General features: G+C 60.9%; 22 protein-coding genes. 14 read left to right on the forward strand and 8 right to left on the reverse strand.

All coding sequences use genetic code 11. From position 1 onward, the window contains the following. Positions 1-18 precede the first annotated feature (18 nt). From tsaE to trxA, 6 genes are read left to right on the forward strand one after another with little or no spacing between them, the layout of a single operon-like run. Complete coding sequence (tsaE, locus tag MHM97_RS10175; RefSeq protein WP_239322255.1) at positions 19-495, forward strand: tRNA (adenosine(37)-N6)-threonylcarbamoyltransferase complex ATPase subunit type 1 TsaE; 477 nt, start codon at positions 19-21, stop codon at positions 493-495. Continuing rightward, the gene (locus tag MHM97_RS10180) at positions 492-1,490 is read left to right on the forward strand and encodes an aminoglycoside phosphotransferase family protein (protein ID WP_239322256.1); all 999 of its coding nucleotides are present in this window, start codon (positions 492-494) and stop codon (positions 1,488-1,490) included. Before tsaE ends, MHM97_RS10180 begins: the two co-directional genes overlap by 4 nt. Beyond that, positions 1,487-2,176 carry a nucleotidyltransferase family protein gene (locus MHM97_RS10185; RefSeq protein ID WP_239322257.1) on the forward strand — a complete coding sequence of 230 codons (690 nt, stop codon included), beginning with the start codon at positions 1,487-1,489 and terminating at the stop codon, positions 2,174-2,176. The genes MHM97_RS10180 and MHM97_RS10185 overlap by 4 nt, the downstream gene beginning before the upstream one ends. Then, positions 2,169-5,102 (forward strand): double-strand break repair protein AddB, encoded by a 2,934-nt coding sequence (addB, locus tag MHM97_RS10190; protein WP_239322258.1) that lies wholly within the window; start codon positions 2,169-2,171, stop codon positions 5,100-5,102. The genes MHM97_RS10185 and addB overlap by 8 nt, the downstream gene beginning before the upstream one ends. Beyond that, complete coding sequence (addA, locus tag MHM97_RS10195; protein ID WP_239322259.1) at positions 5,099-8,464, forward strand: double-strand break repair helicase AddA; 3,366 nt, start codon at positions 5,099-5,101, stop codon at positions 8,462-8,464. Before addB ends, addA begins: the two co-directional genes overlap by 4 nt. Before the next feature lie 35 nt (positions 8,465-8,499). Beyond that, positions 8,500-8,847 carry a thioredoxin gene (gene trxA, locus MHM97_RS10200; RefSeq protein WP_227512115.1) on the forward strand — a complete coding sequence of 116 codons (348 nt, stop codon included), beginning with the start codon at positions 8,500-8,502 and terminating at the stop codon, positions 8,845-8,847. Between the two features lie 142 nt (positions 8,848-8,989). Here the strand turns inward: trxA and MHM97_RS10205 are convergent, their stop codons facing one another. Next, a complete protein-coding gene (locus tag MHM97_RS10205) occupies positions 8,990-9,184 on the reverse strand; it encodes a DUF1127 domain-containing protein (protein WP_239322260.1) in 195 nt (64 codons plus the stop codon). A 236-nt stretch (positions 9,185-9,420) separates the two neighbouring features. On the opposite strand from MHM97_RS10205, the gene hslV reads away from it, so the two are divergent. The 4 genes from hslV to MHM97_RS10225 all read left to right on the forward strand — a co-directional run bounded on the left by hslV (position 9,421) and on the right by MHM97_RS10225 (position 13,647). After that, positions 9,421-9,978, forward strand: coding sequence for an ATP-dependent protease subunit HslV (gene hslV, locus MHM97_RS10210; RefSeq protein ID WP_239322261.1), 558 nt, complete (start codon positions 9,421-9,423; stop codon positions 9,976-9,978). After that, the gene (locus MHM97_RS10215; protein WP_239322262.1) at positions 9,975-11,030 is read left to right on the forward strand and encodes a hypothetical protein; all 1,056 of its coding nucleotides are present in this window, start codon (positions 9,975-9,977) and stop codon (positions 11,028-11,030) included. The genes hslV and MHM97_RS10215 overlap by 4 nt, the downstream gene beginning before the upstream one ends. Positions 11,031-11,045: 15 nt before the next feature. After that, positions 11,046-12,356: an ATP-dependent protease ATPase subunit HslU gene (gene hslU, locus MHM97_RS10220; RefSeq protein WP_239322263.1), complete on the forward strand. Its 1,311-nt coding sequence runs from the start codon at positions 11,046-11,048 to the stop codon at positions 12,354-12,356. A gap of 169 nt (positions 12,357-12,525) precedes the next feature. After that, positions 12,526-13,647: an alpha/beta hydrolase gene (locus tag MHM97_RS10225; RefSeq protein ID WP_239322264.1), complete on the forward strand. Its 1,122-nt coding sequence runs from the start codon at positions 12,526-12,528 to the stop codon at positions 13,645-13,647. Positions 13,648-13,654: 7 nt separating this feature from the next. Here MHM97_RS10225 and MHM97_RS10230 read toward each other — a convergent pair whose 3' ends face one another. Genes MHM97_RS10230 through MHM97_RS10240 form a run of 3 tightly spaced genes read right to left on the reverse strand, consistent with a single transcriptional unit; the run spans position 13,655 to position 15,968 of the window. Continuing rightward, positions 13,655-14,257, reverse strand: a complete 603-nt coding sequence (locus tag MHM97_RS10230; protein ID WP_239322265.1) for a Smr/MutS family protein — start codon at positions 14,255-14,257, stop codon at positions 13,655-13,657. After that, entirely contained in the window at positions 14,257-15,315 is a 1,059-nt protein-coding gene (gene mltA / locus MHM97_RS10235) for a murein transglycosylase A (protein WP_239322266.1), read from the reverse strand. The genes MHM97_RS10230 and mltA overlap by 1 nt, the downstream gene beginning before the upstream one ends. Beyond that, entirely contained in the window at positions 15,312-15,968 is a 657-nt protein-coding gene (locus MHM97_RS10240; protein ID WP_239322267.1) for a Tim44/TimA family putative adaptor protein, read from the reverse strand. Before MHM97_RS10240 ends, mltA begins: the two co-directional genes overlap by 4 nt. Positions 15,969-16,082: 114 nt before the next feature. Between MHM97_RS10240 and MHM97_RS10245 the strand changes: the two genes are divergently transcribed. Next, positions 16,083-16,583 carry an FxsA family protein gene (locus tag MHM97_RS10245; RefSeq protein WP_239322268.1) on the forward strand — a complete coding sequence of 167 codons (501 nt, stop codon included), beginning with the start codon at positions 16,083-16,085 and terminating at the stop codon, positions 16,581-16,583. Between the two features lie 64 nt (positions 16,584-16,647). Further along, entirely contained in the window at positions 16,648-17,145 is a 498-nt protein-coding gene (secB, locus tag MHM97_RS10250) for a protein-export chaperone SecB (protein WP_239322269.1), read from the forward strand. Between the two features lie 60 nt (positions 17,146-17,205). Here the strand turns inward: secB and dnaQ are convergent, their stop codons facing one another. From dnaQ to MHM97_RS10270, 4 genes are read right to left on the reverse strand one after another with little or no spacing between them, the layout of a single operon-like run. Further along, positions 17,206-17,940: a DNA polymerase III subunit epsilon gene (gene dnaQ / locus MHM97_RS10255; protein ID WP_239322270.1), complete on the reverse strand. Its 735-nt coding sequence runs from the start codon at positions 17,938-17,940 to the stop codon at positions 17,206-17,208. After that, complete coding sequence (coaE, locus tag MHM97_RS10260) at positions 17,933-18,526, reverse strand: dephospho-CoA kinase (RefSeq protein ID WP_239322271.1); 594 nt, start codon at positions 18,524-18,526, stop codon at positions 17,933-17,935. Before coaE ends, dnaQ begins: the two co-directional genes overlap by 8 nt. Beyond that, entirely contained in the window at positions 18,523-19,356 is an 834-nt protein-coding gene (locus MHM97_RS10265; RefSeq protein WP_239322272.1) for a shikimate dehydrogenase, read from the reverse strand. Before MHM97_RS10265 ends, coaE begins: the two co-directional genes overlap by 4 nt. Then, positions 19,353-19,952, reverse strand: a complete 600-nt coding sequence (locus MHM97_RS10270) for a Maf family protein (protein ID WP_239322273.1) — start codon at positions 19,950-19,952, stop codon at positions 19,353-19,355. Before MHM97_RS10270 ends, MHM97_RS10265 begins: the two co-directional genes overlap by 4 nt. A gap of 418 nt (positions 19,953-20,370) precedes the next feature. On the opposite strand from MHM97_RS10270, the gene MHM97_RS10275 reads away from it, so the two are divergent. Beyond that, a complete protein-coding gene (locus MHM97_RS10275) occupies positions 20,371-20,826 on the forward strand; it encodes a CopD family protein (protein WP_239322274.1) in 456 nt (151 codons plus the stop codon). Positions 20,827-20,953: 127 nt separating this feature from the next. Continuing rightward, positions 20,954-22,225, forward strand: a complete 1,272-nt coding sequence (gene rho / locus MHM97_RS10280) for a transcription termination factor Rho (protein WP_239322275.1) — start codon at positions 20,954-20,956, stop codon at positions 22,223-22,225. Positions 22,226-22,255 lie beyond the last annotated feature (30 nt).

A 22,255-nucleotide genomic window follows, 5' to 3' on the forward strand; every position in this document is an offset into this window, starting at 1 on the left:
CAACGTCATTGTGGCGCCATGACAAAACGCTCCGCAACCTGCCGGCTGCTCAGTAGCGAGGCAACTTCAGAATTGGCCCAGACCATCGCCCGGATCCTCGTTCCGGGCGATGTTGTCTTGCTTGACGGGCCGATCGGCGCCGGAAAAACCCATTTCGCCCGCAGCCTGATCCAATCCCTCATGGAGGTGCCCGAGGATGTGCCCTCCCCCACCTTTACGCTGGTGCAAACCTATGAGGTACCCACGGGTGAGCTGTGGCATGCGGACCTCTACCGGCTATCGCATGTGGACGAGGTCGAGGAACTCGGGTTGATCGCCGCCTTTGACGACGCAATCTGCCTGGTCGAATGGCCGGAGAAACTCGAAGATCTGCGCCCCGAAAACGCTCTCACGCTGCGCTTTTCACTGGACGAGGACAGCGAGGACGCGCGGCAGATGGAGCTTGTCTGGAGCGCGGACAAATGGGACTCGCGGCTGAAAGGGATCATGCCATGACCACGCGCAAGAGCGAAATCGACAGCTTTCTGGCGGCACATGGCTACGCGGGCTGGAACGTCACCCCGCTTGCCGGTGATGCCTCCAGCCGCCGCTATCAGCGGCTGACCTCCACCGGTGGCACACCTGCGGTCCTGATGGATTGGCCCCCCGCAGATGGCGGCGATACCCGGCCATTTGCGGAGCTTGCGGAAGACCTGCGCGCGCGTGGCGTATCCGCACCGGAGATCCTGGCAGAGGATCACGCAAAGGGCCTGCTGCTGATCGAGGATCTGGGCGACGCGCTGTTCACGGAGGTGATCGCCGCTGATGCGACCGCCGAACTGCCGCTTTACCGCGCGGCTGTAGATCTGCTGGTGCATCTTCATGACACCCCAGCGCCGGCCCTGCCCCCGCTCGGGCCGCGGATCATGGCGGAAATGACCGGACTTGCCTTCAGTGAGTACCGCAGCGCCATCCTCGGCGATCCCGCAGAGGCGGCCCGTATTCGGTTCGAGAACAGGTTCGAGGATATCCTGCGCAACCACCTGCAAGGCGACATGGTGTTTGTGCATCGCGATTTTCACGCCCAGAACCTGCTCTGGCTGCCGGAACGGGACGGGATTGCCAAAGTCGGGGTCATCGACTTTCAGGACGCCAAAGCCGGTCATCGCGCCTATGATCTGGTGTCGCTGTTGCAGGACGCCCGCCGCGATGTCCCTGCTGGCGTCGAGATGCAGATGATTGACCACTATATTCGTAAAACGGGTGTGGATGAGTCCAGATTTCGCAGCGCCTATGCTGTGATCGGTGTTCAGCGCAATATGCGTATCCTTGGCATTTTTGCGCGCCTGTCGCAGCAGTTTGGCAAACACCACTATATCGATCTTGTACCGCGCGTCTGGGATCATTTCGAACGCGGGCTGAGCCACCCCGCCCTCGCCAGCGTGGCGGAGGAATTGCTCTCCGCCCTGCCCGCCCCAACCCCCGAGGCCATGGAGAGGCTGCGCGCATGACTGCCCCAACTGCTGTTATGATCTTTGCTGCCGGATTTGGCACCCGCATGGGGGCGCTCACCGCCGACAGACCAAAGCCGATGATCCCCGTGGCTGGGCGGCCGCTGATTGATCATGCGCTGGATCTGGTCTCTGACATCACGCCCCAGCGCGTTGTTATCAATACGCATTATAAGGCCGAGGTTCTGGCGACCCACCTAGAAGGGCGTGATGTCCTCATCAGTCATGAGGGGGACGAAATCCTTGATACCGGTGGTGGGCTGAAACATGCGCGCCCCCTGCTCGATGCGACCTGCAGCTATACGCTGAACCCCGATGTTGCATGGCGAGGGCCCAATCCTCTCATGGTGCTGCGGGACGCTTGGCGACCGGAACACATGGATGCGCTGTTGCTCTGCGTGCCGACCGCGCGCGCCGTAGGGCGACTGGGGGCTGGAGATTTCACCGCCAGTAACGCAGGTCACATCACCCGTGGGGGCGATCTCGTCTACACGGGTGCGCAGATCATCAAACTCGACCAGCTGGATCGCGTGACTGAAAAGGTCTTCTCCCTCAACGCCTTGTGGGACCTTCTCATTCCCGACGCACGCGTTTCGGCGGTTGAATACCCCGGCCACTGGTGCGACGTGGGCCGCCCCGAGGGGATCACCTTGGCCGAAAACATGATGGCGCATGCAGATGTTTGACCCCAGCCAGACCACACCGCGTCTGTTCGCCGTTCCTTGTGGTGTGGATTTCCCGCGCGCGCTTGTGGATGGGCTAAGCCAGCGATTTGCAGATCAACCACCAGAGGCGCTGGCCCGGGTTGAGCTGATCCTGAACACAGAACGTATGCAGCGCCGGGTGCGTCACCTGTTCGACAGCGGCCCGGCGCGGCTTTTGCCACGTATTTCGCTGCTGTCAGGCCTCAGCAAACAGGCCAATCTGCGCGGTCTGCCCCCGGCATTGCCGCCGCTGCGCCGCCGGTTGGAGCTGTCACAACTGATTGCAAAACTCCTTGATGCGCAGCCCGATCTGGCGGCGCGCTCGTCGCTCTATGATCTCTCGGACAGTCTGGCCGAGTTGATCGACGAGATGCAAAGCGAAGGCGTGACCACCGACCAGATCCGCGCGCTGGATGTGTCGGATATGTCCGGGCACTGGAAACGCGCGCAGGATTTCATCGGCATCGCCGATCAGTTTGTCGAGATGCACGACGGCGCGCTTGATGTGAATGCGCGGCAACGGCAGGTGGTTCTGGATCTGATTGCGGAGTGGGAACACACGCCCCCGCAACACCCGATCATTCTGGCGGGCTCCACCGGTTCGCGTGGCACCACGCTTTTGCTGATGGAAGCCATTGCGCGCCTGCCGCAGGGCGCCGTGGTCCTGCCGGGGTTCGATTTCGACCAACCGGACCCTGTCTGGGACAGTCTGGCCGACGGGTTGGTTGCAGAGGATCATCCGCAATACCGCTTTTTCAAGTTGATGCGCGATCTCGATCTGCGCCCGCGCGACATACGCGCTTGGGTCGATACGATACCCGTGTCCCCACCGCGTAACAAGTTGATTTCGCTGGCTCTGCGCCCCGCGCCCGTGACCGATGCATGGATGACCGAAGGCCCGCATCTGACCGATCTGGATCAAGCCACAGACGCGTTGACGCTCATCGAGGCCGCAAGCCCCCGCAGCGAGGCCTTGGCAATTGCACTGCGTCTGCGTCAGGCCGCCGAGGACGGGCAGACGGCGGCATTGATCACACCGGATCGGATGCTCACCCGTCAGGTCTCTGCCGCGCTGGATCGCTGGAACATCCTGCCGGACGATTCCGCGGGTCTGCCGCTACAGCTGTCGCCACCGGGTCGGTTCCTGCGCCATGTCGCGGATCTGTTTTGCCGGCCCTTGCAGGCCGATATGCTGCTGACGCTGCTGAAACACCCGTTGACCCACTCCGGCGAGGGGCGTGGTTTGCACCTGCTGCACACCCACGATCTGGAACTGCATACCCGTCGCTACGGTCCACCCTTCCCGGATCATGAGAGCCTGAGCACCTTTGGAACCACGCGCGACCTGCAACCGGGCTGGTCTGACTGGCTCGCACAGAGCTTTGCCGGGCGCGAGCAGACGGGCCCGCGCGCATTGAGCAATTGGGTCGCTGACCTGCGTACAGCCGCCGAGTTTATCGCTGCGGGATCGCAAACAGGTGGAACTGGCGAACTCTGGGACAAGAAGGCCGGGCGCAAGGCGCTTGAGATTTTTGAAGAGCTTGAAGCCGAGGCACCTCATGGCGGCGAGATGACCGCACGCGATTTTGCGGACCTTCTGGGCGCGCTGCTGTCACAAGGCGAAGTGCGTGATCGCGATGCGCCCTATGGGTCTATCATGATCTGGGGCACTCTGGAGGCACGGGTGCAAGGCGCTGATCTGGTCATCCTTGGCGGCCTGAATGAGGGCAGCTGGCCCGAAGCCGCAAGCCCCGATCCATGGCTCAACCGCAAACTGCGCCACGAGGCTGGTTTGCTCTTGCCAGAGCGGCGCATCGGTCTGTCGGCGCATGATTTCCAGCAGGCGGTCGCCGCACCCGAAGTCTGGCTCACCCGCGCGGTGCGGTCCGAAGAGGCCGACACAGTGCCCTCGCGTTGGCTCAATCGAATGACCAACCTCCTGGGTGGGTTGCCGGATCAGGGCGGTCAGGCCGCGCTGTCCGCGATGCGCATGCGGGGGCAGGTCTGGCTGGATTGGGCCAGCGTTCTGGACGCGCCGCAGCCCTCACCGCTCAGCCCCCGGCCCTCGCCGCGCCCGCCGGTTGCGGCACGGCCCCGTCGTCTGACTGTGACGGAGATCCCCAAACTGATCCGCGACCCTTATGCGATCTACGCCAAACACGTGTTGCGGCTGAAACCTGTGGACCCTTTGTTGCAAGAACCAGACGCCCTGCTGCGCGGCACCATCATCCATAAGGTGCTGGAAGATTTCATAAAGTCCGCTCAGGAACAGCCAGAAACTCTCACCGCCCGTGCGTTTATCGAACAATCGCAGCGCGTCTTGGAGGCGGAGGTGCCATGGCCGGTTGCCCGCACGCTCTGGCTGACACGCTTGAAAAAAGTGGCCGAGGATTTTGTCGCTGGTGAGCGGGAGCGCCAATTGCGTGCCCGCCCGTCGGGGTTTGAGAAATCCGGTCAGGTCCGCCTTCATCCCCTCGATTTCGAGATTGCCGCAAAGGCCGACAGGATTGATGTGGATGAACGCGGCATGCTGCATCTTTATGACTATAAAACAGGGGATCCGCCCTCGGAAAAACAACAGAAATCCTTTGAAAAGCAGCTCTTGATCGAGACCGCCATGGCAGAGCAAGGCGCATTCGAGGACTATGGTGCAGCACGGGTGGAACGGTCGCTCTACATCGGGCTGAAGCCTCCGGTGAAAGAGGTCGCGGCCCCTATTCTGGATGAACCACCCGCCAAAGTCTGGAAAGAGTTGCGCAGCCTGATTGAGGCTTATTTTGACGCCGAACAGGGCTACAGCAGCCGCCGCATGGTGCACCGGGATGACTTTGCCGGGGATTACGACCACCTCGCCCGTTACGGCGAATGGGATCGCAGCTCGGACCCTGTGCCGGAGGATTTGACATGAGCCGCAACGCCGCGTCCGAGGCGCAGTTTCGCGCCGCCCGCCCCGATGCCTCCACTTGGCTCGCGGCCAATGCCGGATCGGGCAAGACCAAGGTTCTGACCGACCGGGTTGCACGGCTGCTGCTGCGCGGGGTGGAACCGCAACATATTCTCTGCCTGACCTACACCAAGGCCGCCGCCAGCGAGATGCAGAACCGGCTGTTTCAGCGCTTGGGGGAATGGGCGATGCTGCCCGATGCCAAACTGCGCGCGGCACTGGTGGACCTCGGCGCCGAAGATGCCTCTGTCGGGGACGGGCTGGCGCAGGCACGCACCCTTTTTGCGCGCGCGATCGAGACGCCCGGTGGTCTCAAGATCCAGACCATTCACTCGTTTTGTTCATCGCTCCTGCGCCGTTTTCCGTTGGAGGCCGGTGTCAGCCCGCAGTTTTCCGAAATGGAAGATCGCGCGGCCGCCATGCTGCGTGCGGAAATAACCGAGGATATGGCGCAAGGCCCTGACGCGCATCTGGTTGAGGCTGCCTCCTTTCATATCGGTGGTCTGGATTTTGAGAGCCTGACCGCCGAGATTTGCCGCCGGCAAGCTGGATTTGACCCCGACCTCAACCGCAATGCGCTGGGTGAAGTGTTCGATCTGCCCGCTGGCTATGATCTGGAGGCGCTGAGATCCGAGGTGTTTCTCGGCAATGAGGCCGACATCCTGTCGCGCACCATCGAGATGCTCAAGACTGGCGGGGCGACGGATGCCAAGAACGCCGAGAAACTCGCGCGGATTACCTCCGTCACGCCCGAGGTCTTGCCCATTCTGGAGGATGTGTTCCTCACCGGGAAAAGCGCAAAAGAGCCCTTCAGCGCCAAAATCGGCAGCTTTCCCACCAAGAAACTGCGCGAAAGCCATGGCACGCTGATGGATCAGCTGGAGCCCTTCATGGCGCGGGTCGAAACAGCCCGCCCCCGTCGCCTGGCGCTGGATGCGATGCATAAATCGCTCGTCCTGCATGATTTTGCCCGGGTGTTCCTGCCGGAATATGAGCGGCGCAAACAGCTGCGTGGCTGGCTTGATTTCGACGACCTGATCGTCAAGGCCCGTAACCTTCTGAATGATCCAGCGGTGGCGGCTTGGGTGCTCTATCGGCTGGACGGCGGCATCGACCATATCCTTGTGGACGAGGCCCAGGACACCAGCCCGGTGCAATGGGATGTGGTGGAAAAACTGGCGCAGGAGTTCACCGCCGGCGAAGGTGCCCGCGCTGATGTTGAGCGCACCATTTTTGTGGTCGGCGACAAGAAACAGTCGATCTATTCCTTTCAAGGGGCCGACCCGGATGCCTTTGATCGCATGCAGGCGGAGTTCGGGCGCAGGTTGGAGGAGACCGGCGAGGGCTTGCAGAACGCAAGTCTTGCGTTTTCGTTCCGCTCCTCTGCGGCGATCCTTGGTCTGGTTGACGTGGTGTTTGATGGTCAGGACCGGGCCGGGTTTGCGCGCGATGCCAAACACCAGGCGTTTAAATCCGACCTGCCGGGACGGGTGGACCTGTGGCCGCTGGTGGAAAAGACAGAGGATGAGGAAGACCGCGACTGGACAGACCCGGTCGACCGCCCAAGCCCACGTCACCATTCCGTAATCCTCGCCGAACGGATCGCTGGGCAGATCAAGGAGATGATCGACAGCGGCGTCACCATCCCCGAAGATGGCCCCGAGCGTGGCACGTTCCAGCGCCGCCCCGTGCACGCAGGTGATTTCCTGATCCTTGTGCAGCGCCGGTCGGACCTGTTTTCCGAGATCATTCGCGCCTGCAAGGCCGCCGGGCTGCCAATCGCGGGCGCCGACCGCCTCAAGGTTGGGGCCGAGCTCGCGGTAAAGGATATTGCAGCCTTGCTGCGGTTTCTCGCGCTGCCCGAGGATTCTCTGTCGCTTGCCGAAGCCCTGAAATCACCGATCTTTGGCTGGAGCGAGCAACAGCTCTTCGACCTCGCGCATCGACGCACAGAGATGCACCTCTGGCCTGCGTTGCGTGCGCGATCAGAGGCATTCCCCGAAACCATGGCGATCCTCGATGATCTACGGGGTCAGGCGGATTTCCTGCGCCCCTATGATCTGATCGAACGTATCCTGACCCGCCATCTGGGCCGTGCAAAGTTGCTGGGGCGTCTGGGCACCGAGGCTGAGGATGGCATCAACGCGCTGTTGTCGCAGGCCTTGGCCTATGAACGCACGGAGGTGCCAAGCCTCACCGGGTTCCTTGTCTGGATGCAGACCGATGATCTGGAGATCAAGCGCCAGATGGGGGCTGCCAGTTCGATGATCCGGGTGATGTCGGTGCATGGCTCCAAGGGGCTGGAGGCCCCGATCGTGATCCTGCCCGACACCACCAAGCGCCGCCCTTCGCCTGCACCAGAGGTAATGGAGGTCGAAGGCACGCCCCTATGGCGCATGAGCAGTGACCAGATGCCACCGGCCATGGATGCCGCCCGCGCGTTTGCACAGGAAAAACAGGCCAACGAACGGTTGCGACTGCTCTATGTGGCGCTGACGCGGGCGGAAAAATGGCTGATCGTCGCCGGGGCCGGTGATCTCGATAAGGGCGGAGACAGCTGGTATCAGCGGGTTGAAGCGGCCCTGAAAACCATGGGCGCCCTGCCCTTTGATGCCCCCGGCGGAGACGGCTTGCGGTGGGCGCATGGGGACTGGAATGCCCCGCCGTTTGTACCGTCCGATCTGACCGAAGAAGAAGAGATCAAACTTCCAGACGTCTTTCGCCGCGCAGCCCCCGCCTATGTGGCGCCCACAGCGACCCTGCGCCCGTCCGAAGATCTGGGCGGGGCCAAGGCCTTGCCCGGTGACAGCGGCCTCAGCGAAGAGGAGGCCAAGGCCCGCGGCACAGCACTGCACCTCCTGCTCGAACATCTGCCGACTGTGCCGCAGGCAGAGTGGCACAGTCGCGCCGAACATATCGCGCAACATGACGACTGGCAGGCTCTGCTGACAGAGGCGCGGCGGGTTCTCAACGCCCCGGAGTGCAAGGAGGTGTTCGCCCCGAACACGCTGGCCGAAGTGCCCATCACCGCAGATCTGGGTGAGACCCGCATGCATGGCATTATCGACCGACTGGTGGTCACGCCAGACCGGGTGCTTGCGGTCGATTTCAAATCCAATGCGGTTGTTCCCCAAAGCCCTGAAACCTGTCCCGAAGGTCTGTTGCGGCAGATGGGGGCCTATGACGCCGCACTGCGCCAGATCTATCCGGATCGCCAGATTGAGACCGCGATCCTGTGGACGCGCACTGCCACTCTGATGCCGCTTCCGGTCACCTTGATCACACAGGCGCGTGAACGCGCTGCTTTCCAGCGGCTGGAACCTTGACGCCGCCTGCTGGCGTCCATAGGTTCCGGGTCCAGTTGCCAAACTTCTCAGGAGACATACCCATGTCCACCGTAGCCGTTACCGACGCGACCTTCGACGCCGAAGTCAAGAATTCCGATGTCCCCGTTGTGGTGGACTTCTGGGCCGAATGGTGCGGCCCCTGTAAACAGATCGGCCCCGCTCTCGAAGAGCTGGCCGCCGAATACGGCGACAAGGTGAAAATCGCCAAAGTCGACGTTGACAGCAACCCGAACGCCGCCGCCGCAATGGGCGTGCGTGGCATTCCTGCGCTTTTCGTCTTCAAGGATGGCCAGGTGGTATCCAACCGCGCCGGCGCCGCCCCAAAAGCTGCGCTGAAAAGCTGGATCGACGAGGCCATCTGATCCTCCAGATCACCGAAATAGAGAAAGGCGCGTCCCGCGGGAGGCGCCTTTTTTCATGGCGGATCGACTCGCCAGGCCCGGACAAAGGAAAAGCCGCCCTGCGTCAGGACGGCTTTTACGCTACCGGATATGTCATCTGGATTTAGAGCGCTTGGATTTCGGCGCGGGTCAGGCCGATGTCTTCGAGTTGTGCATCGGTCAGCGAGGACAGCGCCTTGCGGGTGATGCGGGCTTCGTTCCAGTCAGCAAAGTTGCTGCGCAGGTTGAAGAAGAAATCGACTGCGCGCAGAACTGCGACGGAGCCGGCCGGTGCAATGATGGTGCTTGCGTTTGCCATGATCGTGTTCCTTGATAGATCCAGCCGACCCCTTGTCGGTTGTTGATGACCATGTAGGCGCGTCTGCTGAGTCTCACAATTGCCCATTCTTCAGCCCCGAATTGCACCGGATGCATAGCAAATGAGCAGTTTGTTAACGCGCGCACGTGCTTGCGAAGATCCGGTGGAGTTTGGCCCTGCCCTTGTGCCGGGCCAGCGATACTTCCATATAGGTCGGCAAAGAAACGGAGGCTTTTATGGCAGAGGATCAATTCCCCGGCTGGCACGGCACCACCATCATCGGCGTCCGCAAGGGCGGTGAGGTCGTGGTGGCCGGTGACGGGCAGGTATCGCTGGGACAGACCGTGATCAAAGGCAGTGCCCGGAAGGTCCGCAGGCTGTCGCCGGGCGGATATGACGTCGTGGCGGGATTCGCCGGATCGACCGCCGATGCCTTTACCCTGCTGGAACGGCTCGAAGCCAAGCTGGAGGCAACGCCCGGGCAGCTTCAGCGTGCCAGTGTCGAGCTGGCCAAGGACTGGCGCACCGACAAATACCTGCAAAAGCTCGAGGCCATGCTGATCGTCACCGATGGCAAGGATCTCTACGTCATCACCGGCGCAGGCGACGTGCTGGAGCCGGAACATGACGTCGCGGCGATCGGCTCTGGCGGCAATTTCGCGCTGGCCGCCGCGCGCGGCATGATGGACAGCGACCGTGACGCAGAAACAGTGGCCCGTGACGCAATGGCGATCGCCTCCGACATCTGCGTTTACACCAACGGCAACCTCACCGTGGAGCGCATCGCCAAATGATTTCGCGTGACGATCTCCGGGCGGCGGTTGGCTCCGGGCTGCTGTCCGAAGCGCAGGCGGCGTCGCTGTCGGCGCTGGCGGACAGTCGGCGCGGGGCGCGCGAGAATTTGGCACCAGGCGATGAGCCCTTTGAGCTGTTCAAGGGCTTCAACGAGATTTTCATCGTTGTCGGGCTGGGGATCCTCGCCATGGGGTGGATCGCTGTGAACACCGCCTCGATGCTGACCGAGATCGTCAACTATCGCACCCAAGCCACCACCGCCGCGCTGATTGGCGCTGCTGTGCTCTGGGGGCTTGCCGAGTATTTCATCCGCCGCCGCCGGATGGTGGCACCTGCCATTGCCCTGTCGGTGATGTTTGCAGGCAATGCCGCAACCGGGTTTATTGCCCAATACGCCCAGCCTTTCATGATCGCGCAGCAGGATTATTCCTCGCTCCCGATAGCATTGAGCCTGTCGACGCTGGCGCTGTTTGCGTTCTGGGGACGGTTCCGCGTGCCCTTTGCCATGGCGCTGATCGCGCTTGGCCTGTTTGCAGTGGCGCTGATTGTCGCGGCGGATCAATCAGGTGTCCCCACCGAGCTGGGTGATCTGTTCCGCCTCAGCGCCAATGGGCCATTTGCGTGGATCACGCTGGCGGTGGGTCTGCTGGTCTTTGCGGTCGCCATGGCCTTTGACCTCAGCGACCCGCATCGCGTGACCCGCCGCTCCGCCCAAGGGTTCTGGCTCCATGTGGTGGCGGCACCGGCGCTGGTGAACACCATCGCGCTATCGCTCCTCGAAGGCGATCAGGGGCTGCTGCTGGCGCTGGTGCTGGCGTTCTTTGCGCTCGTTGCCATCGTAATCGATCGCCGATCGTTCCTGATCACCGCCATCGGCTATATCGTGGCGCTGAGCACAACCGTCTTCGACAGCGAGGGCACCGGGATCAGCATCCTGGCGCTTGGCGTGGTGCTGGTGATCCTCGGTGCCTTCTGGGCCCGGATTCGCGCCGCGCTGCTCTCGCTTCTTTCCGGCGTGCTGCCGCTGCATCGGCTGCCGCCTTCTCACTGACCTCAAGGGATAGACATGACTGATCTGACCCCCCGCGAAATCGTTTCCGAACTCGACCGGTTCATCATCGGCCAAAAAGACGCCAAGCGCGCTGTCGCCGTGGCCCTGCGCAACCGCTGGCGGCGCAAGCAGCTGCCGGATGATCTGCGTGACGAGGTGCACCCCAAGAACATCCTGATGATCGGCCCCACCGGTGTCGGCAAGACCGAGATCTCGCGCCGCCTCGCCAAGCTTGCCCGCGCGCCCTTCATCAAGGTCGAGGCCACCAAGTTCACCGAGGTTGGCTATGTCGGCCGCGATGTCGAACAGATCGTGCGTGATCTGGTCGATGCGGCGATCGTTCAGACCCGTGAGCACATGCGCAATGATGTAAAAAGCAAGGCGCACAAGGCAGCAGAGGACCGCGTCCTGCACGCGATCGCAGGCGAAGATGCCCGTGACAGCACGCTGGACATGTTCCGCAAGAAGCTCAAAGCGGGGGAACTGGATGACACCGTGATCGAGCTGGACATCGCCGACACCTCGAACCCGATGGGGGGCATGTTCGAGATCCCCGGACAGCCGGGCGGCAATATGGGGATGATGAACCTTGGTGACCTCTTTGGCAAAGCCATGGGTGGCCGCACGACGCGCAAGAAGATGACAGTGGCCGAAAGCTATGACGTGCTGATCGGCGAAGAGGCGGACAAGCTGCTGGATGATGAAACCGTCACCAAGGCGGCCCTGACCTCTGTGGAGCAGAACGGCATCGTGTTCCTTGATGAGATCGACAAGGTCTGTGCGCGCACGGACGCACGCGGTGGTGATGTCAGCCGCGAAGGCGTCCAACGGGACCTGTTGCCCCTGATCGAAGGCACCACCGTCAGCACCAAACATGGCCCGGTCAAGACCGACCACATCCTGTTTATCGCCTCGGGTGCCTTTCACATCGCCAAACCCTCGGATCTGCTGCCAGAACTCCAGGGGCGTTTGCCGATCCGAGTCAACCTGCGTGCGCTCAGCGAAGAGGATTTTGTCCGTATTCTGACCGAAACCGACAATGCGCTGACCCGTCAGTACGAAGCCCTCCTCGGCACCGAGAAGGTCAAGGTCACCTTTACCAAGGACGGCATTCACGCGCTTGCCCAGATTGCGGCAGAGGTCAACCACAGCGTTGAGAACATCGGCGCGCGGCGCCTTTATACGGTGATGGAACGTGTCTTCGAGGAGCTATCCTTTGCTGCACCGGACCGGTCCGGCGAAGAGATCACCGTCGATGAGGCCTTTGTGAACAAGAACCTTGGCGAATTGACAAAATCCGCCGATCTCAGCCGCTACGTCCTCTAGGCGTAAGGGGCGGCGTCTCCTCGATCCCGGCCGGATGTGGTTTGATCCCCTGATGACGTAGGATCAGGGGCTTTCCCCGCACTCGTGGGCTAGATCTTTGCGTCTCATTCGCTACCTTTCGCACGCAGATCGCGACGTGGTCGGCGATCAAGGTGTAAAGGGTCATGAGATGATAAAACACGTGCTGGCGATCTGCATGGCCGTCCTGCTGACAGGCTGTGCGGATCGGGATCTGATGCCGATCTTGCCTGACGCCGTTCAGGTCGGCACGCCTCTTACCGTGTTTGCGACCACCACGCGCGAGATGGAACCGGATGGCACCTTCGGGTTCGGCAGATCCGATCAGTTGCAGATGATGGAGCTGACCGTCACCATCCCGCCGACCCACAGCCCCGGAGAGCTGTCCTACCGGCACAAGAATCCTGATCCGCACAAGAACTTCGCGATCGCGGCAGAGCACCCCGTTGCCTCTGTTGCGGAGTTGCGCAGCCGATTCATTCGAGAGCAGCAGGAAAACAACTGGCCGCTGCGTGAGGTGACGATTTTTGTGCATGGCTACAACAGCACCCATCCCGAGACCGCCTATCGCGCCGCACAAATGGCGCATGATGTGGATCTGCCGGGATCGCTGGTGATGTATTCCTGGCCCAGTCGAGGCCGGGCCTTCGGATACGCCTACGACATCGACAGCATGCTCTTTGCCCGCGACGGGTTGGAAGAAACCATCAGACGGGTCAAACGGGCAGGGGCGCAGCGTATCATTCTGGTGGCGCATTCCATGGGCTCTGCGCTGACGATGGAAATGTTGCGACAGGCGGATCTGCATGATCCCGGCTGGGCGGCACGCACGCTCAATGGCGGTGTGATGCTGATTTCGCCCGACCTCGACGTGGATCTGTTCGAGAGCCAGATGGCGGATCTGCGGACAGTCCCGCAACCTTTTGCGGTGATGGTGTCGGAGAAGGATCGCATCCTCAATATCTCCGGTCGCTTGCGCGGCACCAATCAGGGCGAACGCCTCGGCAATATCAAATCCGCGGATCGGCTGGAGAAATGGCCGATCGAGGTGATCGACCTGACTGCGTTCAATGCCGATGCGGCATCCGGGCATTTTGTGGCCGCGACATCACCAAGCCTGCTCGCCGTGCTGCGATCAGCGGGCAACGTGAGCCGTGTCTTTGGCCCCGTCGATCCCAGCCTGCTCCAGCAGATTCTGCCCCAATCCCAAAAGGTCGTGAACACGCAGGGCAAACTGATGATCGAACGTCAGCAACGCCGCGAAAACCGCTAGGCTGAGCTTAACGGTTTCGGCGCAAGTAGACGTAATAGGCGCCCTCTCCGCCGTGGCTGAGATGCGCAGGGGTGACTTGCAGCACCGCCTGGGCCAACGGCGGGATTGTCAGCCATTGTGGAACCTGATGGCGCAGGACCCCGCGCGGCACCGGCATCGGCCCCTCGACATCGCGATCCTTGCCCTTGCCGGTAATCACCAGGACCAACCGTTTGTCAGCGGCCTGCGCCGTCAGGATAAAGCGCGTCAGCGCCCCATGTGCCGCATCTATCCGCATGCCATGCAGATCCAGCTTGCCTTCCGGCTTCAGTTTGCCCCGCTTCATCCGGCGATAGGCCTTTTCATCCATGCGCAAGGGGGCCGTTGCCAGTTTACGACCGGGAGAGGGCTTCAGGTCATGACCCATCGCCTTGTCACGCGCCTGGCTGCCCACTTCGAAATGGGGCAGGGCGGCGTTCGGGGCGCGTTGCGGTTTTGGCTTTGGTTTCGGGGCAGGGGGGACCGCATGATCCCCCGCCTTCTTGTCGCGATCCGCATGCAGGCGTTCGGCGTGTTTAACAACCTTTTGCCAGAGGTCGATCTCGTCATCTGTCAGTTTGCGCCGGGTCATCACAGATCATCCGGCAACAGGGCATAGGCGCGCTGTATCGGCATCAGGACCAGCATCCTGCCGGGATCACGCAGCTGTCCGGCCTTCCGCCCGGCCTCGTCGCCAGCCCCAAAGAAGATATCGGCACGTTGCGCCCCCTTGATGGCAGAGCCTGTGTCCTGCGCGATCATCAATCGATGCATCCTCGACTGACCGTTTTTCTCGATCCAGACCGGGGCACCAAGCGGCGTATAGGCGGGATCGACCGCGATCGACCGCATGGGTGTAATCGACCTGTTCATCGCGCCCAGAGGTCCTCTGTGTGCCGCGACACGTTTGATTTCCCGAAAGAAAACATAAGACGGATTGTGCATCAGCAGCTCTGCGCCCGGTCCCGGATTTCGCCGCACCCAGTTCTGGATCACTTGGGCGCTGACCTGATGCAGATTGTAGATGCCGCGTCGGACCAGCTCTTGCCCGATCGAACGGTAGGGGTGCCCGTTTGCGCCGCCATAGCCCAGCCGAATGGTTGATCCATCCTCAAGCCGAATACGGCCAGAGCCCTGAATTTGCAAGAAGAACAGCTCGACCGGGTCATCGACCCAGGCGATCTCCAGCCCCCGGCCTTTCATCACCCCCGAGGTCAGAATATCGCGGCGAGACAACCACAAAGAGGTCTGCCGAGCCTCCGGCGGCATTCGATAGACCGGGTAACGATACCGGGCATTTGGTGTGCGTGCGCCGTTCAACTCCGGTTCGAAATAGCCGGTAAACAGGCCCGCCTTGCCATCCTCGATCAGCACCGGGCGGAAAAACAGTTCAAAGAAGGCCCGCGCGCCACCATCATCCGCATTATGCGCCATGGCGCAGAGCGATTGCCAATCCGCCCCGTCCATGTCCATGCAGGTTTCCCTGAAGACGCGAAGGGCCTCGACATGGTTGTCGAGGTCCCAGTCCGGAAGATCCGAAAACTCCAGTATCTGATGCGACGGACCGGTCGCGGGTTGCGCTCCGGCGCCGGAACAGAGGGCTGCGAGCAGAACGCCCGCGCCCAGTCCCCGCCGGAGCGCCCCGATCATGCGTCCGTCGCCACCAGTTGCCAGTTCGGATCGTCGCCGCCCATCTGGCGGGAGAACGTCCAGGTGTCCTTCTGGCGCTTCACCGCCTTCGGGTCACCCTCGACAATTTCGCCCGACCGATCCCGCACGGCAGAGGTCAGCTCGCCGACAAACCGAACCGTGATGTCAGCCGTCGAGGTGGCCGCATCAAAGGTCGCATCCTCGATCACGGTTTCCCGGACGCCAATAAATTCGGCTTCGATCGTCAGCCCCTGATCTTCGCGCGCGGCAACGGCGTCAACAAAGCTCTGGAAGATTTCATCGGAGATAAACGGCTGAATCCCGTCAAGTTCCCCGGTTTCGAACCCCATCAGGATCATCTCGTAGGCGCCGCGGGCACCCTGCACGAATTCAGCCACGTGGAAAGAGGGCTCTGCCCGCTTCATTTCCGCAAGCGCCTGCGCCTGGGGGCTGCCCTCATCGACATAGGCGACGATGTCATCATCAGGACTCCCCTCGATCACCTCAAACTTGCGTTGCGGCGTACGGGGCTCGCTCCCCGCCAACGGGGGTTTCTCGAACCCTTCGCGTGTACCCAGAACGCTTTTCAGGCGCAGGATCAGGAAGACCGCGATGCCAGCCAGGACCAAAAGCTCTATCAAGGGCGACTCCATTTATACCTCTTCGTCCATCAGGACCTGTCGGTTTGAAACCGACGCACTCTGCTCTTATGTAGGTGACAGGCGGGACCAAGTCCACCGTTCTGCCCTATCGAGAGGACGCCTATCATGCCCCTTTTTCTGGCTTTTATGCTGGTACCCATCATCGAGATCGCCCTGTTCATTCAGGTTGGCAGCTTGATTGGCCTGTGGCCCACTCTCGGGATCGTAATCCTGACGGCGGTGTTGGGCACGTGGCTGGTCCGGACGCAGGGTCAACTGGCGCTGGGGCAGCTGCGCGGATCATTCGAACGGCTGTCTGATCCCACCGAACCGCTGGCCCATGGTGCGATGATCCTGTTGGCCGGCGCGTTGTTGTTGACCCCCGGCTTCTTTACCGACGCCTTCGGGTTCCTGTTGCTGATGCCGGGATTTCGCACCCGCGCCTTCGCCTATCTGCGGTCCAAGGTGCATGTGACCTCGTTTCAGATGGGCTCCCAGCACAGCCATCCGCGGTCAACCATGCATCCGTCCGGCCCAGAAGGTGACGTGATCGACGGCGATTTCGAAGAGGTCACCCCACGTCGCCGTCCCGAAGACCGGTCCGGCTGGGTTGAGGGCCCGAAATAAGACTTTGAGGATGTTTCCCCAAGCTGGTAAGCACGCTGCGACACGTTAAATTCAGGAGATTTCCATGGCCGAAAATGGCGCAGCCGAAGGCACAGGTCAGCAGCAAGTCCAGATGAATATTCTCGGACAGTTCATTCGCGATCTGTCCTTTGAAAATGTGATGGCGCAAAAGGGCGTCGGCGGTGAAGTGCAGCCGGACGTCAACGTTCAGGTTGCACTTGATGCCAAGAAGCGCAGCACCGAGAACCAGTATGAAGTCATCACCAAGCTGACCATCGAATCCAAGAACAAGTCCGGCGGCGAAGTTCTGTTCGTGCTGGAGCTGGAATATGTCGGCATCTTCAACATCGCTGGCGTCCCCGAAGACCAGCTGCATCCGTTCCTGCTGATCGAATGCCCGCGGATGCTGTTCCCGTTCCTGCGTCGTATCGTTTCCGACATCAGCCGCGACGGTGGTTTCCCGCCGCTGAACCTCGACAATATCGACTTTGTCGCAATCTATCGCAATGAACTGGCCCGCCGCCAGTCCGAAGGCGCTGCCGCGAGCGAGACGCCCAACTGATCCCGTTTGGGTTTTGTTGAATTGAACACAAAGCGCTGCGACTTCAGGTCGCGGCGCTTTTTACGTGTCGGGCGCCGCGTTCCAGAGCGCGTCTTCCCCGAGCTTTGCCACAAATTTCTCATGCTCCGCCTTTTCATCGGCGGTGAGCCGGGAGGGCAGGGCGGTGGCGCGGGGTTGCGGGCGCCAGTCGAGGTCCCCGGCGCTGGGTCCGCTATCTGACTGGGACGACAGACCAAAATCCGGCTGCCGACCACCGATCAGTTCCAGATAGACATCCGCAAGAATTTCAGAGTCCAGAAGCGCGCCGTGCAGCGTTCGGTTGGAATTGTCGATGCTGAAACGCCGGCACAGCGCATCCAGCGTCGCCGGCGATCCGGGAAACCGTTTGCGCGCCATCGCCAGGGTGTCGATCGCCTGATCCATGGGCAGCTGCGGCAGGTTCATCCAGCCCAATTCGGCGTTCAGAAACTTCATATCGAAGCTGGCATTGTGAATGACCATCTTGGAATCACGCACAAAATCCAGAAACGCCTGCCCGACTTCGGCAAACAGCGGCTTGTCCTTCAGGGTCACCTGTCCGGGGCCCGGCGGCTGCGGCGGCTCCAGCAGGTCCGGCCCGATGCCATGTACGCCAAACGCCTCCTGCGGCATTGAGCGCTGCGGGTTGATATAGACGTGAAATGTCTCTCCGGTGGGCATGTGGTTGAGCAGTTCAACCGCCCCGATTTCGACGATGCGGTCGCCGGAAAACGGGTCAAAACCGGTGGTTTCCGTATCAAGTACGATTTCACGCATGCTCTGTCCTCCGTCTTATGTCCGCCAATATCTCTGCGACCTGGCTTCGGGCATGGTCGAGCGTATCGGTTTCGATCCTGTAGTCACTGCGGGCCAGCTTCTCGGAGATCGGCATCTGTTTTGCAAGGATCTGGCGGAATTGTTCGTCGCTCATGGTCCCGCGAGCCATCACCCGGTCTCGCTGCACCGCCGGTGGGACGTGGACGCAGGCCACAGCATCCATTTCGGCGTCCCCCCCGGTTTCGAACAGAAGCGGGATGTCGAAGACAAGCACATCGGACTGCGTGGTTTCGCGAAACCTTTGCCGGTCTGCCTGTACCAGCGGATGCACGATCGCCTCGATCTTCGGAAGGGCGGAGGGATCTTCCGCGATCAGTGTTTTCAGGACCGACCGGTTAACCATCCCGCCAACCGTTGCCTGCGGAAACAGCGCCGTGATCGGGCCGACCGCCGCGCCCCCCTCGTCGTACAACCGGTGCACCGCAGCGTCCGCATCCCAAACGGCACACCCGGCCTGCGCAAAGAGATCGGCCGTGGTCGATTTGCCCATGCCGATCGAACCGGTCAGCCCCAGTGCAAATGTCATTTTAATGCCGCTTCGCGGGCGGCGTCATCAACGTCCGGGCGTTGGCCGAACCAGCGTTCAAACCCCGGAACCGCCTGGTGCAACAGCATGCCAAGGCCGTTGACCACCGTGCAGCCCGCATCCTCAGCGGCTTGCAACAATCCGGTCTTGAGCGGAGCGTATACCAGATCCGTCACCACGGTCCCTGGCTGCAACCCATCGAGAGGCACGCGCAGCGCGCGTTGACCAACCATGCCAAGGGACGTCGTATTCACCACCAGCGCGGCATCTTCGAGGATATTCCCGGCCTGGACCCAGTCTACGACCTTGATTTTCTGACCAAAGGCCTCGGCCAGATCATCGGCACGCGCGCGGGTACGGTTAGTGAGGCGGATTTCGGGAACGCCCGCCTCGATCAGGGACGCAACGACAGCACGGCTGGCCCCGCCTGCGCCAAACACCGTCGCCGGCCCCGACTTGGGATCCCACTCCGGCGCCCCGTCATGCAGATTGGTGATAAAACCGTATCCGTCGGTGTTGTCAGCGACAACAGATCCGTCCTCGCGAAAGATCAACGTGTTGGCCGCGCCCATCAGCTTGGCCCGGTCCGTGACCTTGTCGGCGATGTCCATGATCGCCTGCTTGTGCGGGATGGTGACATTGGCACCGACAAACCCCATCCGCGGCATCATCCGGACGACGGTTTCGAGGTCTTCGGGCTCCACGTGCATCGGCATGTAATGACCGTTGATGCCATGGGTCGTCAGCCAGTGACGATGAATCTGCGGCGACTTCGAATGCGCGATGGGGCAGCCGATCACACCGGCGAGGGGGACTTTCTGCTCTGTCATTGTTCGATAATCCCCTGCAATCCCAGATAGTTTATGAGTTCCAACATCGGCAATCCCAAGACATTAAAGTAGCTGCCGTCAATGGTTGTAAACAGCCGCACGCCCTCTTCTTCGAGTTTGTAGGCGCCGACCGCGCGGCGAATGCTCTCCCAGTTGCGGTCCACGTAGCTCTCCAGATAGGCGTCGCTGGCCATGCGCATCACCAGCCGTACCTGTCCGACATGGCGCCAGAGCGGCTCCCCATCGCGGTAGATCACTGCGGCCGACAACAACATGTGACGTTTGCCGCGCATCGCCTTGAGCTGATCCAGCGCCTGGTCCTTTGTGTCGGGCTTCGACAGCAGCGTGCCCTCAAAATCGAGCACCTGATCGCAGCCCAGAACCATCTCGCCGGGATGTTTTCCCGACACTTTGCGGGCTTTGGCCTCTGCAAGCGTGTCAGCAATGTCGCGTGGCGCTGCCCCTTCGGCCAGAAGCGCAGCCTTGATTGCGCCTTCATCGACGCGCGCGACCTCCACACGGAACGCAACCCCCGCCTGACGGAGCAGGTGAGCGCGGATCTCCGATCCGGAAGCAAGCAGGATGTGGGTACTCATGTGGACAACCCTATGGGAAAACGTCTGATCATTCAGGGACGTTTTGTATGATTTTCCACCCTCAGCGCAAGGGTGGGACAACTCCCGAAATCTCAGGTGATTCCTCCGCGATTCCTCCATCGGGGATTGGGATAACTTTGACCACGTGGATAAGTCGCACTCTCCCGGTTTGTCCCGATGTTATCCCCAGAGTCTCATATGTAAATATTTTGTTAACGCCTCTAATTTTAAGGGCGTTAAGGAGTTGTTCACCCTTCTGGCGGGAATAAGGCAGGAAAACTGTCCACCCTGTGCAGAACCGGTGTGAAGACTCGATAATCCACGGATTCCGGGGTGCACTACAAAAACATCATCCTTATAAAACTTATTAATTATATTAGGGTGGCCCACCGACCCGACTGCACCAAGGAAGCCTTCCATGGATCTGACTGATCTGATGTTCACCCTCTATCCTTACGTGAAATCTCTTCACATCATGGCAGTGATCAGTTGGATGGCGGGTCTTTTCTACCTCCCACGTCTGTTTGTGTATCACGTGGAGGAGGCTGAGAAGGTCCAGGATGTAGCGCCGATCTTCCTCACCATGGAACACAAGCTGCTCAGAGTGATCATGGGCCCAGCAAGCGTTGTGACCTGGGTTGCAGGGCTGTTTATGGTGTTCACGCCGGGGCTGGTGGATTGGTCCTACATCTGGCCCTGGACCAAGGGCGCATCGGTGCTTGCGATGACATGGTTCCATCATTGGCTGATGTTTCGTCACAAGGACTTCAAAGCGGGCAAGAACACCCTCACAGGGCGTCAGTATCGCCTGATGAACGAGGTTCCGACCCTTCTGATGGTGGTGATCGTGGTCTCTGTGATCTTCAAGTTCTGACGCGGGGTTTGACTCACCTTCGGAGACTCACTATCTAGCGATAAAGCGGCCCCGTCCGGGATTCCCGCATTTTCCGTATTTGATACTGTGACGCCCTCCACCCTGAGGGAATAAAGGCCGTGTGCATATGACCGAGCAATCCCTGAACCTTTCCGATCTCAAGGCGCAAAGCCCAAAAGCCCTCCTGGCAATGGCCGAGGAGCTGGAGATCGAAAACGCCTCCACCATGCGCAAGGGCGAGATGATGTTCCAGATCCTGCGTGAACGCGCGGATGAGGGCTGGAACATCGGTGGGGACGGGGTTCTGGAAGTGCTCCAGGACGGTTTTGGCTTTCTGCGCTCGCCAGAGGCCAACTATCTGCCCGGTCCGGACGATATCTACGTCTCTCCTGACATGATCCGCCAGTTCTCGCTGCGCACCGGCGACACGGTTGAGGGGCAGATCAAGGCACCACTGGAGAACGAGCGTTACTTCGCCCTGACGACAGTGACCAAGATCAACTTCGAAGAGCCTGAGAAGGCCCGTCACAAGATCGCATTCGACAACCTGACGCCGCTGTACCCGGATGAGCGCCTGAACATGGAGATCGAGGATCCCACCGTGAAGGATCGCTCCGCACGTGTGATCGACCTGGTTTCGCCGATCGGTAAGGGTCAGCGTTCGCTCATCGTGGCGCCGCCGCGGACCGGTAAGACTGTTCTGCTGCAAAATATCGCCCACTCGATCGAGCAGAACCACCCGGAATGCTATCTGATCGTCCTTCTGATCGACGAACGTCCCGAAGAAGTCACCGACATGCAGCGCTCCGTCAAAGGCGAGGTCGTATCCTCCACCTTTGACGAGCCCGCAGCGCGTCACGTGGCGGTGTCCGAGATGGTCATTGAAAAAGCCAAACGCTTGGTTGAGCACAAGCGTGACGTGGTGATCCTGCTCGACTCGATCACGCGTCTCGGCCGTGCCTTCAACACGGTTGTGCCGTCGTCTGGTAAGGTCCTGACCGGTGGTGTCGACGCAAACGCCCTGCAACGTCCCAAGCGCTTCTTTGGGGCTGCGCGGAACATCGAAGAGGGCGGCTCGCTCACCATTATCGCAACCGCGCTGATCGACACAGGCAGCCGGATGGACGAGGTTATCTTTGAAGAATTCAAAGGTACGGGTAACTCTGAGATCGTTCTGGACCGTAAGATCGCCGACAAGCGCGTGTTCCCCGCCATCGACATTCTTAAGTCCGGAACGCGGAAAGAGGACCTTCTGGTTGACAAGGCGGATCTGGCCAAAACCTTTGTCCTGCGTCGTATCCTGAATCCGATGGGCACCACGGATGCGATCGAGTTCTTGCTTTCTAAGCTTAAGCAAACAAAGACAAATTCTGAGTTCTTCGACTCGATGAACACGTAAACGGAGCAGGGCGAGGAAAGAGGCCATCTC

Origin of the sequence: Epibacterium sp. Ofav1-8 (assembly GCF_022348185.1) — a bacterium.
Classification (GTDB): domain Bacteria; phylum Pseudomonadota; class Alphaproteobacteria; order Rhodobacterales; family Rhodobacteraceae; genus Epibacterium.

What these genes read in the sequence shown, in the direction of transcription:
- tsaE (WP_239322255.1), top strand. Translation starts at nt 19, where the DNA reads ATGACAAAACGCTCCGCAACCTGCCGGCTGCTCAGTAGCGAGGCAACT.
- MHM97_RS10180 (WP_239322256.1), top strand. Translation starts at nt 492, where the DNA reads ATGACCACGCGCAAGAGCGAAATCGACAGCTTTCTGGCGGCACATGGC.
- MHM97_RS10185 (WP_239322257.1), top strand. Translation starts at nt 1,487, where the DNA reads ATGACTGCCCCAACTGCTGTTATGATCTTTGCTGCCGGATTTGGCACC.
- addB (WP_239322258.1), top strand. Translation starts at nt 2,169, where the DNA reads ATGTTTGACCCCAGCCAGACCACACCGCGTCTGTTCGCCGTTCCTTGT.
- addA (WP_239322259.1), top strand. Translation starts at nt 5,099, where the DNA reads ATGAGCCGCAACGCCGCGTCCGAGGCGCAGTTTCGCGCCGCCCGCCCC.
- MHM97_RS10205 (WP_239322260.1), bottom strand. Translation starts at nt 9,184, where the DNA reads ATGGCAAACGCAAGCACCATCATTGCACCGGCCGGCTCCGTCGCAGTT.
- hslV (WP_239322261.1), top strand. Translation starts at nt 9,421, where the DNA reads ATGGCAGAGGATCAATTCCCCGGCTGGCACGGCACCACCATCATCGGC.
- MHM97_RS10215 (WP_239322262.1), top strand. Translation starts at nt 9,975, where the DNA reads ATGATTTCGCGTGACGATCTCCGGGCGGCGGTTGGCTCCGGGCTGCTG.
- hslU (WP_239322263.1), top strand. Translation starts at nt 11,046, where the DNA reads ATGACTGATCTGACCCCCCGCGAAATCGTTTCCGAACTCGACCGGTTC.
- MHM97_RS10225 (WP_239322264.1), top strand. Translation starts at nt 12,526, where the DNA reads ATGATAAAACACGTGCTGGCGATCTGCATGGCCGTCCTGCTGACAGGC.
- MHM97_RS10230 (WP_239322265.1), bottom strand. Translation starts at nt 14,257, where the DNA reads ATGACCCGGCGCAAACTGACAGATGACGAGATCGACCTCTGGCAAAAG.
- mltA (WP_239322266.1), bottom strand. Translation starts at nt 15,315, where the DNA reads ATGATCGGGGCGCTCCGGCGGGGACTGGGCGCGGGCGTTCTGCTCGCA.
- MHM97_RS10240 (WP_239322267.1), bottom strand. Translation starts at nt 15,968, where the DNA reads ATGGAGTCGCCCTTGATAGAGCTTTTGGTCCTGGCTGGCATCGCGGTC.
- MHM97_RS10245 (WP_239322268.1), top strand. Translation starts at nt 16,083, where the DNA reads ATGCCCCTTTTTCTGGCTTTTATGCTGGTACCCATCATCGAGATCGCC.
- secB (WP_239322269.1), top strand. Translation starts at nt 16,648, where the DNA reads ATGGCCGAAAATGGCGCAGCCGAAGGCACAGGTCAGCAGCAAGTCCAG.
- dnaQ (WP_239322270.1), bottom strand. Translation starts at nt 17,940, where the DNA reads ATGCGTGAAATCGTACTTGATACGGAAACCACCGGTTTTGACCCGTTT.
- coaE (WP_239322271.1), bottom strand. Translation starts at nt 18,526, where the DNA reads ATGACATTTGCACTGGGGCTGACCGGTTCGATCGGCATGGGCAAATCG.
- MHM97_RS10265 (WP_239322272.1), bottom strand. Translation starts at nt 19,356, where the DNA reads ATGACAGAGCAGAAAGTCCCCCTCGCCGGTGTGATCGGCTGCCCCATC.
- MHM97_RS10270 (WP_239322273.1), bottom strand. Translation starts at nt 19,952, where the DNA reads ATGAGTACCCACATCCTGCTTGCTTCCGGATCGGAGATCCGCGCTCAC.
- MHM97_RS10275 (WP_239322274.1), top strand. Translation starts at nt 20,371, where the DNA reads ATGGATCTGACTGATCTGATGTTCACCCTCTATCCTTACGTGAAATCT.
- rho (WP_239322275.1), top strand. Translation starts at nt 20,954, where the DNA reads ATGACCGAGCAATCCCTGAACCTTTCCGATCTCAAGGCGCAAAGCCCA.